The organism is Marisediminicola senii (assembly GCF_011057645.1).
Classification (GTDB): Bacteria; Actinomycetota; Actinomycetes; order Actinomycetales; family Microbacteriaceae; genus Marisediminicola; species Marisediminicola senii.
Window position 1 is genome coordinate 1 of the sequence record NZ_JAALGE010000068.1, and the last position, 10446, is coordinate 10446.

A 10446-nucleotide genomic window follows, 5' to 3' on the forward strand; every position below is an offset into this window, starting at 1 on the left:
CGTCGGCAAGAAGACGCCCTTCGGCGGGGCGGCCCCCGGCGCGGGACCCAGGCTGGGCAGGGCGGAGCAGCTGGGGGGGCGCATCACCGAGGCTGCGCATTCCGCGCTGCTCCTCGCCGAGGGCCCCGCCGCTCTTGCGGTGGACGAGCCGGATGCCGAGGGTGCGGACACCGCACCGGGGGACGCCGCGACCATCACGCCCGGGGTCGATGCACCCGGGGGCGCCGTGACCGCGGCACCCGCATCCGACGGCGCTGCTCCCGAGATCCATGCGAATGAACAGGATGTTACGAACTGAGGTTTGCCTAGTTTCTTCGCGCGTGTCCCCCGTAGAATGGGGGTGCGGCGCGGTTGCCGCGGGGGACGCATGGGGTGTACCGCACGGAGCGATCCATGCTGCATGCCGGCAATCCAATACTCTGTCACTTTCGCGCACCACAAGTTAGGCATCTCGAACCAGGCATCGTGAACGTCACCGCCACGACATTCCTCATCGCCTCGCTGGGCCTCGGTGGGCTCAGCGGGGGCTTCGTCGCGCCGTGGGCACCCCTCGCACCGAGCGTCACGTCGGTGTCGATCTCAGCACCCTCTTCGGTGTCTGCATCCTCGGCCGACATGACCGTCGCGAACACGGCCACCCCCGCGAGCGCCGGAACGGGCGACGGCAGCCTCCGCCCGGTGGCCGGGGCCCGCAGCATCCTCGACGAACTGTCGGCGATCCCCGCGGCGCGACTCAGTTCGTTCGTCAGCGACAACGCCGCTGCCATCTCCACCATCCTGGCTAACCCGCCCACGGCCCGCGCGGTATCGAACTGGTGGAAGCTGATGCCCGCCGCATCGCGCGACGCCCTCCTCGACAGCGCGCCGGAGCTCGTCGGCAACCTCGACGGCGTGCCGTCATCGCTGCGCGACACGGCCAACCGGGTATTCCTCGCCGACACCATCGCCGACCTCGACCGGCAGCTCGACGGCCTCGGGCGCTCCGAGCGGGTCGAAGCCGAGCAGCGGGTGCACATGCTGCGCGAGATCGACGAGGCCCTCGACGTCGCGCCCGGCGCCGCCCCCCGGTCGCTGCTGTCGGTGGACACCGAATGGCCCGGCCGCGCGGCGGTCGCCATCGGCGACCTCGAGACCGCCGACTACGTCGGCTACCTGATCCCCGGCATGTTCTTCACCGTGGACGGCCAGATCGTGGACTGGACGGTCATCGCACAGGACCTGCACGATGAGCAGGAGGGGTGGGCGGAGCGGCTCGGCGCCTCCGATGACACGCTCGCCGACGCATCCATCGCCACCGTCGCCTGGATCGGCTACCAGACCCCCGGCATCATGGACATCATCTCGCTCGACCTCGCCACCGAGGGCGCCAGGCACATCTCCGGCGCCGTGCAGGGCGTGCAGGCCACCAGGGCAGACGACCCGCACGTGACGCTGCTCACCCACTCCTACGGGTCGACGGCGACCCTGATGTCGCTCGCCGACGGCGGCCTCGACGTCGACTCGCTGGTCATCATCGGATCCCCGGGCAGCGCAGCGCAGTCGGTCAGCGACCTCGGACTGGGCAAGGACGACGTGTTCGTCGGCGAGGCGGCGTGGGATCCCGTCGTGCACACCGCGTTCTTCGGCAGCGATCCCGGGGCCGATTCGTTCGGCGCGAGCACCATGAGCGTCGGCGGCGGAACCGACCCCATCACCGGTAGGGAGCTCACGGCGGCGTCCGGGCACCTCGGCTACTTCGACGCCGGCTCGGAGGCGATGCGCAACATGGCCTTGGTGGCCCTCGACCGCGGTGACCTCGTGACGTCGGGTGAATCCGACCGGCCGACCAGGCTGACCGCCGCGCGCGAGTAGTGGCACCGCGCCGCGAATAGACTTGATCGGTAGTCCCCCTCGTCTGTTCGGCCGTTACCGGTCTGTTTGGAGTGTCATGCCCTTCCTCGTCTCGAGCACCTCGAAATGATCACCACAGAACAGGTGGCCCACCTCGCGAACCTGGCCCGCATCGCACTGACCCCGGCCGAGATCGACAAGCTCACCGGAGAGCTCGGCACCATCGTCGACTCGATCGCCAAGGTCTCCGAGGTCGCCGGACCCGACGTGCCGGCGACGAGCCACCCGATCCGCCTCGTCAACGTCTCACGCCCCGACGTGCCGGGTGCGACGCTCAGCACCGAAGAAGCCCTTGCCGGAGCGCCCGAGCACGACGGCGCCCGCTTCAAGGTCTCCGCGATCCTGGGGGAGGAGCAGTAATGACGTTCACCCGCATGACCGCATCCGAGCTCGGTGAGAAGCTCGCCGCCAAGGAGATCTCGAGCGTCGAGGTCACGAAGGCGCACCTCGACCGCATCGAGGCCGTCGACGGCGACATCCACGCCTTCCTGCACGTCTCGGCATCCGCGCTCTCCACCGCGGCCGACGTCGACAGTCGCCGCCTCGCCGGCGAGGCCATGGGACCGCTGGCCGGGGTGCCGATCGCCATCAAGGACGTGCTCTGCACCCACGACATGCCGTCGACCGCCGGGTCGAGAATGCTCGAGGGCTGGACTCCGCCCTACGACGCCACCGTCGTGCGCAAGCTCCGCGAGGCGCACCTGGTGCCACTCGGCAAGACCAACATGGACGAGTTCGCGATGGGCTCGTCGACCGAGCACTCCGCATTCGGCCCGACCCACAACCCGTGGGACCTCGAGCGCATCCCCGGCGGCTCCGGCGGCGGATCCGCGGCAGCCGTGGCCGCATTCGAGGCGCCTCTCGCGCTGGGCTCCGACACGGGAGGGTCCATCCGCCAGCCGGCCGCCGTCACCGGGTCGGTCGGGGTCAAGCCCACCTACGGCGGGGTCTCCCGCTACGGCGCTATCGCCCTCGCCTCCTCGCTCGACCAGGTCGGCCCGGTCACCCGCACGGTGCTCGACGCTGCGCTGCTGCACGACGTGATCGGCGGGCACGACCCGCGCGACTCGACGTCGCTGCGCGACGAATGGCCGGTGTTCGCGGATGCCGCGCGCGCGGGCCGCGACGGGCGCAGCCTAAAAGGCACCCGCATCGGCGTGGTGAAGGAACTGAACGGCGAGGGCTTCCAGGCCGGCGTGCGCAGCCGGTTCGCCGAGGCACTCGACATCATGTCGGCCGCCGGCGCCGAGATCGTCGAGGTCTCTGCACCCAATTTCGAGTACGCGATCGCCGCCTACTACCTGATCCTCCCCGCCGAGGCATCCAGCAACCTCGCCAAGTTCGACTCGGTGCGCTTCGGCCTGCGGGTCAACCCGGCCGGCGGCGGAACGGTCGAAGACGTCATGGCCGCTACCCGCGAGGCCGGCTTCGGCGACGAGGTCAAGCGCCGCATCATCCTGGGCACCTACGCCCTCTCGGCCGGGTACTACGACGCCTACTACGGCAGTGCGCAGAAGGTGCGCACGCTCATCCAGCGCGACTTCGACGCCGCCTTCGAGAAGGTCGACGTTCTCGTGTCGCCATCCGCCCCGACGACGGCGTTCAAGCTCGGCGAGAAGCTCGACGACCCGCTCGCGATGTACCTCAACGACATCACGACCATTCCCGCGAACCTCGCCGGGGTGCCCGGAATGGGGCTCCCGATGGGACTCGCCCCGGAAGACGGCCTGCCGACCGGCATGCAGATCATGGCGCCCGCCCGCGCGGACGCCCGCCTGTACAGCGTGGGCGGCGCGCTCGAGGCGCTGCTCGAAGACAGCTGGGGCCACACCATGATCAGCCAGGCCCCCGCGCTAGAGCCGACCGAGATGTTCGCGGCCCGCGGCGGCGAGGTATGAGCGTGCGCGGCATTGTCGTAACCACTGCACTACGAGACAGAAGGGCCTCCTGATGGCGGTCACCAGCACAGCACGAGACGAGAGGGCCTCTTGATGGCCAAGCCAGAACTCATGGACTACGACAAGGCCATCGAGTTGTTCGAGCCGGTGCTCGGCTTCGAGGTGCACGTCGAGCTCAACACGCGCAGCAAGATGTTCTCCGACGCCCCGAACCCGGCGCACCCCGACTTTCACGTCGCCGAGGCCAACACGCAGATCACCCCCGTCGACCTCGGCCTGCCCGGGTCGCTGCCGGTCGTGAACGAGGAGGCCATCAAGTACTCGATCAGCCTGGGCCTGGCCCTCGGCTGCTCGATCGCGCCATCGAGCCGGTTCGCCCGCAAGAACTACTTCTACCCCGACCTCGCGAAGAACTACCAGATCAGCCAGTTCGACGAGCCCATCGCGTTCGACGGCAACGTCGAGGTCGAGCTCGCCGACGGCCGCACCTTCCAGATCCCCATCGAGCGGGCACACATGGAGGAAGACGCCGGCAAGCTGACCCACGTCGGCGGCGCCACGGGGCGCATCCAGGGCGCGGAGTACTCGCTCGTCGACTACAACCGCGCGGGCGTTCCCCTCGTCGAGATCGTCACCAACATCATCTACGGCGCAGAGGGCGATGCCCCCGAGCTCGCCAAGGCCTACGTCTCGGCCATCCGCGACATCGTGGTGTCACTCGGTATCTCCGAGGCCCGCATGGAGCGCGGCAACCTGCGCTGCGACGCGAACATCTCACTGTCGCCCCGCGGATCGGGAAAGCTCGGCACGCGTACAGAGACCAAGAACGTCAACTCGCTGCGCAGCGTCGAGCGCGCCATCCGCTACGAGATCCAGCGGCAGGCGGCCATCCTCGCCGGTGGTGGCACCATCATCCAGGAGACCAGGCACTGGCACGAGGACACCGGCCGCACTTCCGCCGGCCGGCCGAAGAGCGACGCCGACGACTACCGCTACTTTCCCGAGCCCGACCTGCTGCCGGTCGAACCGTCGACCCAGCTGATCGAGGAGCTGAGGGCCGCCCTGCCCGAGCCTCCCGCCGTGCGCCACCGCCGCCTCAAGGAGTCGTGGGGCTTCACCGACCTCGAGTTCCAGGACGTCGTCAACTCCGGCCTGCTCGTCGAGGTCGAGGCCACCGTCACTGCCGGGGCGTCTGCCCAGCAGGCCCGCAAGTGGTGGACCGGCGAGATCGCCCGGCTGGCCAACGCCGCCGGGGAGGATGCCGCGACCCTGGTGAGCCCACAGCAGGTCGCGAACCTCGTCGCGCTCATCGACGACGGCACGCTCACCGACCGGCTCGCCCGCCAGGTGCTCGAGGGAGTCATCGCCGGCGAGGGAACGCCGGCCGAGGTCGTCGAATCCCGCGGGCTCGCGGTGGTCTCCGACGACACCGCGCTGATCGCCGCGATCGACGACGCCCTCGCGTCGCAGCCCGACGTTCTCGCGAAGATCCGCGACGGCAAGGTCCAGGCCGCCGGAGCCGTCATCGGCGCCGTCATGAAGGCCATGCGCGGCCAGGCCGACGCCGCCCGTGTGCGCGAACTGGTGCTGGAGCGCGCGAACGCGTAACGCTCGCGGGCTTGCGAGCTCGCGGGCTGACGGGCGGGCCGACGGGCGGGCCGTCGGGCGGGCGCGGGTCTGACGCGCACCTGCGCGGTCGGCCCGCGCCCCGGGGTCAGCGCGTAGCTCGAACCGGCGCGGCGTCAAGCCCCGTGGCGGGTGGATTTGCCGGTCAGCGCCCTGGCTTAGCCTGACCCCATGATCGAATTCGATGGGGCAGGGGTGATCTTCGCCGTCATCGGTGTCGCGACCCTCGCCGCCGCCCTCCTCCCGCGGCTGCTCGGCCGCGCCCCCATCTCGATGCCCATGGTGTTCCTCGCCGCCGGCATGGTCGGTTTCGCGCTCATCCCCGACCTCCCCGACCCCGACCCGATCGGCAACGGGGAGCTCGCCGTGCACCTCACCGAGGTGTGCGTCATCGTGTCGCTGATGGGCGCTGGCCTCGCCCTCAACCGCCGCATCGGCTGGCGATCGTGGTCGACCACCTGGCGCCTGCTGGCCATCACGATGCCGCTCTCCATGCTCGCCGTCGGCATCCTCGGCTGGGCCGGCCTCGGCCTCGGCGTCGCCAGTGCGGTGCTCCTGGCCGCGGCCCTCGCCCCCACCGACCCGGTGCTCGCCACCGAAGTGCAGGTCAGCGAGCCCGTGGTCGACCAGGACGCCCCCGACGCCGACGTCGACGCCGACGGGGTGGATGCGGCATCCGATGCCACCGCGAGCAACGGACGCGACCCCGCCCCGACAACGGGCGACCCAGGTGACCCCGACGACACCCTGCCTGAGGCGCACGACGACGAGGCGCGGTTCGCCCTCACCTCCGAGGCCGGCCTCAACGACGGACTGGCCTTTCCGTTCACCTACGCCGCCATCGCCATGAGCTTGGTCGGCACCGCCCCCGCGGCGTGGTTCGGCCACTGGTTCCTGGTCGACGTGCTGTGGCGCCTCAGCCTCGGGCTGGCCGTCGGGCTCGGCGTGGGCTGGATGCTCAGTCGGCTGTTCTTCTCCCGCCGCGCGAAGCGCATCCGCCTCGCGGAGCAGGCCGAGGGGTTCGTCGCACTCGCCGCGACCTTCCTCGCCTACGGGGCGACCGAGCTCATCGAGGGCTACGGGTTCGTCGCGGTGTTCGTCTGCGCGTGCACCATCCGCGCCTCGGAGCGCAGCCACGGCTACCACGGGGTGCTGCACAAGTTCGTCGAGCAGGTCGAACGACTGCTCACGGTCATCGTTGTCGTGCTTCTCGGGGGCGCCGTCGCGCGCGGGCTGTTCGATTCCGTCGGGTGGACCGAGATCCTGTTCGCGCTGGCGTTCCTGCTCGTCATCCGCCCGGTCGCCGGCTGGATCGGCCTCACGCCGGGCAAGACCGGGCCCCGCGAACGACTGGTCATCGCGTTCTTCGGGGTGCGCGGCATCGGGTCGCTGTTCTACATCGCCTATGCGCTGCAGCACGGCGACTTTCCCGACGCCGAGGGGCTCTGGGCAATCGTCGGACTCGTCGTCGTGGCATCCATCGTCATCCACGGCGTCGCTGCGACACCCGCCATGGCGCTGCTCGACGCCAAGCGCGAGCGCCGCGCGAAGGCGATCGACGACGACTCGGTGAGCACAGCGCAGACCCCGGTGTAGGCAGCGCCCGGCTGGGCATACCCGCGCGCCCCTATTCGGCCGCGATGCGTGCCCGTAACTCGTCGACTGCCCGTTCGGCGTCGTCGACTCGGTCACGCAGGTCGCGGGCGGCCGCGGTGGCGGCCGTGCGCTCGCGGGCCAGGGTGCGGGCGTTGGTGTCGGCGTCGGTGATCTGCTGCTCGAGCGTCGCCAGGCGGGCCTCGGCGGCCGCGCGTTCGTCGAGCAGGTCGTCGCGGCGTCGGCGGGCGGCATCCACCGACTTCTCGATCGTCGCCACCCGGTCACGGGCGTCGGCCGCGGCGGACTCGGCGTCGTCGAGCGCCGTGCGGGCCGCGGCGAGCTCCCGGCGCAGCGCGAGGTCGACCGGGGCGTTGCGCTTCGTGGCGGTGCGGGTGCTGGCCGGGTCGCCGGCAACGGCACCGTCGAGGTCGGCGGGGGAGTACCCGTCGGAGGAGAGGGCGCGCACGAGGCGTCCGGTGCGGGCGGCGGTCGCGGCATCGGCGTCGGCCATCACGGCGTGCAGCGTGGCTTCGAGGTCGGGAACGGCACTGGCGGGAAGGCGCTGGCCGAGCTCCTCGGCGAGCTCGCCGGCCTGCCGCCCGATCGCCTGCACCAGGGAGCGCCGCGCGGTGGAGAGCTCGGTGATGCCCTGCCGGTCGAGGTCGTTCTGTGCCTGCCGCATCGACTCGCCGAGCTCGATCACCTCGTCGATCTCGTCTGCCCGGTGCCGCACGAGCATATTGACCATCCACGCCGCCACCGCCGGCTTCGGCAGCGCCCTCAGCTGCGCCGCGAGGTCGGCGTCGCCCCGCTTTCTCGCGACGGCGGCCGCCGCGTTGCGTGCGGCGACGAACTCGCCGGGTGACAGCGCGTACAGCTCGTCGGCGATGCTCTGCAGGTCTGCCACGGTGTCATTATTCAGGAACGCGCCCCGCCCGGGTCTCATCATTCAGGAACGGGTGGGAGGCGGGTGACCGAAATCCCTGATCAGACCCGTGGATGCTGCATCCATTCGCCACTGCCCCCGCCGCTGCCACCGCAAGTTCCTGAATGATGACACCGCGTTCAGCTGAATGGCGTGCTTGGGCCTACTCCTGCTGGCGCAGGCGGATGCGTCGCAGCGGGTGGTCGGCGTCGAACTCGACGACCGCGTCGGCCGACGTGATGAACTCGGTGAACGACTTGTGGCCGAGCGCGCGCTCCTGGAACGTCGGATCCATGCGCAGCATCTGGTTCTTGATCGCGCTGCTCGACTGCCAGTCGTCGTCGTTCTTGGCCTGGGCGAGGCGCAGCGCCCGCACCAGCAGGTCCGTCGCGGCGTCGCTCTCGCTGCGCGCGCGGCCCGCCCGCCTGGTGCGGCGTGCGGGCGCAGCATCCGGAGCCTGCTCCTCGGCGCCGGCCTCGGTCTCGGCGTCCGTCCCTGCCTCGGCATCGGTTTCTGACTCGGTGGGTTGCTCGACCACGGCGGGTCGCACCCCGGGCAACGCGTCGTAGTCGGCGAACTCGTTGCACGCGGCGGCGAGTGCCTTGCTGGTGGCGCCTGCGACGCCGATGCCGACCACGTAGCGTCCGAGCTGCTTGCTGCGCTGGGCGATGGCGATGTAGTCGGAGTCGCCGGCGACGATCACCACGTGCGTGAGGTCGGGCAGGCGGAACAGGTCTTCGACGACGTCGACCGCGAGGCGGATGTCGGCGCCGTTCTTGAGCGACGCGACCACCGGAAAGAGCTGCACGAGGTCGACCGCGCGCTCGATGAGCTGGTTGCGGTAGCTCGCGTTGACCGGAACCGACCAGTCGGCGTAGGCGCGGCTGATGGCGATCGTGCCGAACGACGACGCGAAGTCGAGCACGGCGCCGAGGTCGACGGTGGCGTTGCGCAGGCGGGTCGCGATCTCGGTGCCGGCGTTGGCCTTCGCGTCGTAGCTGCGCGCGTCGTCCTTGTGGAACTGCCCGCGCCGGCTCTTCTGGTCGTAGCGGGAGATGACGATGTTGTCGAAGTCGATGTAGACCGCGACGCGGGTGTCGGTGGGTTCAGCCATGGCGTGCCTCTCGGTGTGAGGGTTCCAGTCTGGCGCAGGCCGGTCGAATGGGGCGTTCGACCGGCCAGCGCGTCAGGCTGCGGTGCTTGCCGTGGCTTCCTGGGGCCTGGCTAGCTCGCGAGCGCGGGGTAGTCGGTGTAGCCCTCGGCGCCCGCGGCGTAGAACGTCTGCGGGTTCGGCTCGTTGAGCTCGTGGCCCTCGCGCCAGCGGCGCACCAGGTCGGGGTTGGCGATCGCCTGGCGTCCGACGGCGACGACGTCTGCCGCGCCCTCGCTGACCCACTGCACCGCTTCCTCACGCGTGGTGATGATGCCGAAGCCGCTGTTGACCATGAACGGTCCGCCGAAGCCCTCGCGCAGGTGCTGCACGAGTTCGCCCGCGGGGTCGGAGTGCAGAACGCTCAGGTAGGCGAGGCCGAGCGGGGCGATGCCCGCGATGAGCGCGTCGTAGGTGGCGCGGGTCTCGTCGGCGTCGGTCTCGGCCATGCCCTGCACGATGTGCTCCGGCGAGATGCGGATGCCGACCCGGTCGGCCCCGATGGCCTCGGCGACGGCGGTGGTGACGGCGATGCCGAGGCGGGCGCGCTTCTCGGGCGATCCGCCGTAGCCGTCGGTGCGGGTGTTGCTGTTCGGTGCGAGGAACTCGTGCAGCAAGTAGCCGTTGGCGGAGTGCACCTCGACGCCGTCGAAGCCGGCTGCGGCGGCGTTGCGGGCGGCCTGCGACAGCTCGACGACGATGCCGTCGACCTCGGCCTCGGTCAGCTCGTGCGGAACGGGGTACGGCTTCTTGCCCGAGGGGGTGTGCACGTCGCCGTCGATGGCGATCGCGCTGGGGGCGACGGGCAGCAGGCCGCCGGTGATGTCGGGGTGGCTGACGCGCCCGCCGTGCATGAGCTGCATGACGATGAGCCCGCCCGCCGCGTGCACGGCGTCGGTGACCCGGCGCCAGCCGCGCACCTGGTCTTCGGTGGCGATGCCGGGCTGTCCGGGGTATGCGCGGCTCTCGGGGCTGGTGAAGGTGCCCTCGGTGATGATCATGCCCAGGGTGGCGCGCTGGCGGTAGTGCTCGACGATCAGGTCGTTCGGCACGCCATCCTCGCCGGCACGCATGCGGGTGAGGGGCGCCATGACCACGCGGTTGGCGAGGGTGAGGGCTCCGAGGGAGATGGGGGTGAAGAGTGGCACGAGGTCGCTTTCGGTCGAACGGATGCTGCGGTCACAGGCGTCCCGCGAATGGCGGGCCCCAGACTGCAACGTCGACGTGGCGACGGTATTCCGCCGGGGAGGGCTCTCCCGGGCAATGCGCGGGTCAGGCCGGCGGCGCGACGGGCGACGTAACCGGCCCGCCCGGCCCGCCCGGCTCGCCCGCACCGCCCGCACCGGCCTGGCCGCCCGGCC

Annotated in this window: 9 protein-coding genes and 1 pseudogene; 7 read left to right on the forward strand and 3 right to left on the reverse strand. The window is 70.8% G+C overall.

What is annotated here, in order from left to right:
* From G5S38_RS14485 to G5S38_RS14510, 6 genes and pseudogenes are all read left to right on the forward strand, one after another.
* Window positions 1-298, forward strand: a pseudogene (locus tag G5S38_RS14485) (NAD-dependent DNA ligase LigA); the annotation flags it as partial.
* 167 nt (window positions 299-465) lie between these two features.
* Window positions 466-1851 (forward strand): alpha/beta hydrolase, encoded by a 1386-nt coding sequence (locus G5S38_RS14490; protein ID WP_165070126.1) that lies wholly within the window; start codon window positions 466-468, stop codon window positions 1849-1851.
* Between the two features lie 105 nt (window positions 1852-1956).
* The gene (gene gatC / locus G5S38_RS14495) at window positions 1957-2250 is read left to right on the forward strand and encodes an Asp-tRNA(Asn)/Glu-tRNA(Gln) amidotransferase subunit GatC (protein WP_165070128.1); all 294 of its coding nucleotides are present in this window, start codon (window positions 1957-1959) and stop codon (window positions 2248-2250) included.
* Entirely contained in the window at window positions 2250-3788 is a 1539-nt protein-coding gene (gene gatA / locus G5S38_RS14500) for an Asp-tRNA(Asn)/Glu-tRNA(Gln) amidotransferase subunit GatA (protein WP_165070130.1), read from the forward strand. The genes gatC and gatA overlap by 1 nt, the downstream gene beginning before the upstream one ends.
* Window positions 3789-3881: 93 nt before the next feature.
* Window positions 3882-5396: an Asp-tRNA(Asn)/Glu-tRNA(Gln) amidotransferase subunit GatB gene (gatB, locus tag G5S38_RS14505; RefSeq protein WP_165070132.1), complete on the forward strand. Its 1515-nt coding sequence runs from the start codon at window positions 3882-3884 to the stop codon at window positions 5394-5396.
* 189 nt (window positions 5397-5585) lie between these two features.
* Entirely contained in the window at window positions 5586-7010 is a 1425-nt protein-coding gene (locus G5S38_RS14510; protein WP_165070134.1) for a cation:proton antiporter, read from the forward strand.
* A 31-nt stretch (window positions 7011-7041) separates the two neighbouring features.
* Here the strand turns inward: G5S38_RS14510 and G5S38_RS14515 are convergent, their stop codons facing one another.
* The 3 genes from G5S38_RS14515 to G5S38_RS14525 all read right to left on the reverse strand — a co-directional run bounded on the left by G5S38_RS14515 (window position 7042) and on the right by G5S38_RS14525 (window position 10233).
* The gene (locus G5S38_RS14515; RefSeq protein ID WP_165070137.1) at window positions 7042-7917 is read right to left on the reverse strand and encodes a transposase; all 876 of its coding nucleotides are present in this window, start codon (window positions 7915-7917) and stop codon (window positions 7042-7044) included.
* Between the two features lie 181 nt (window positions 7918-8098).
* Complete coding sequence (locus G5S38_RS14520) at window positions 8099-9049, reverse strand: NYN domain-containing protein (protein ID WP_165070139.1); 951 nt, start codon at window positions 9047-9049, stop codon at window positions 8099-8101.
* A 110-nt stretch (window positions 9050-9159) separates the two neighbouring features.
* The gene (locus tag G5S38_RS14525; protein WP_165070142.1) at window positions 9160-10233 is read right to left on the reverse strand and encodes an alkene reductase; all 1074 of its coding nucleotides are present in this window, start codon (window positions 10231-10233) and stop codon (window positions 9160-9162) included.
* A 22-nt stretch (window positions 10234-10255) separates the two neighbouring features.
* Between G5S38_RS14525 and G5S38_RS15755 the strand changes: the two genes are divergently transcribed.
* A partial coding sequence (locus G5S38_RS15755) for a hypothetical protein (protein WP_235929100.1) occupies window positions 10256-10446 on the forward strand: 191 nt, incomplete at its 3' end.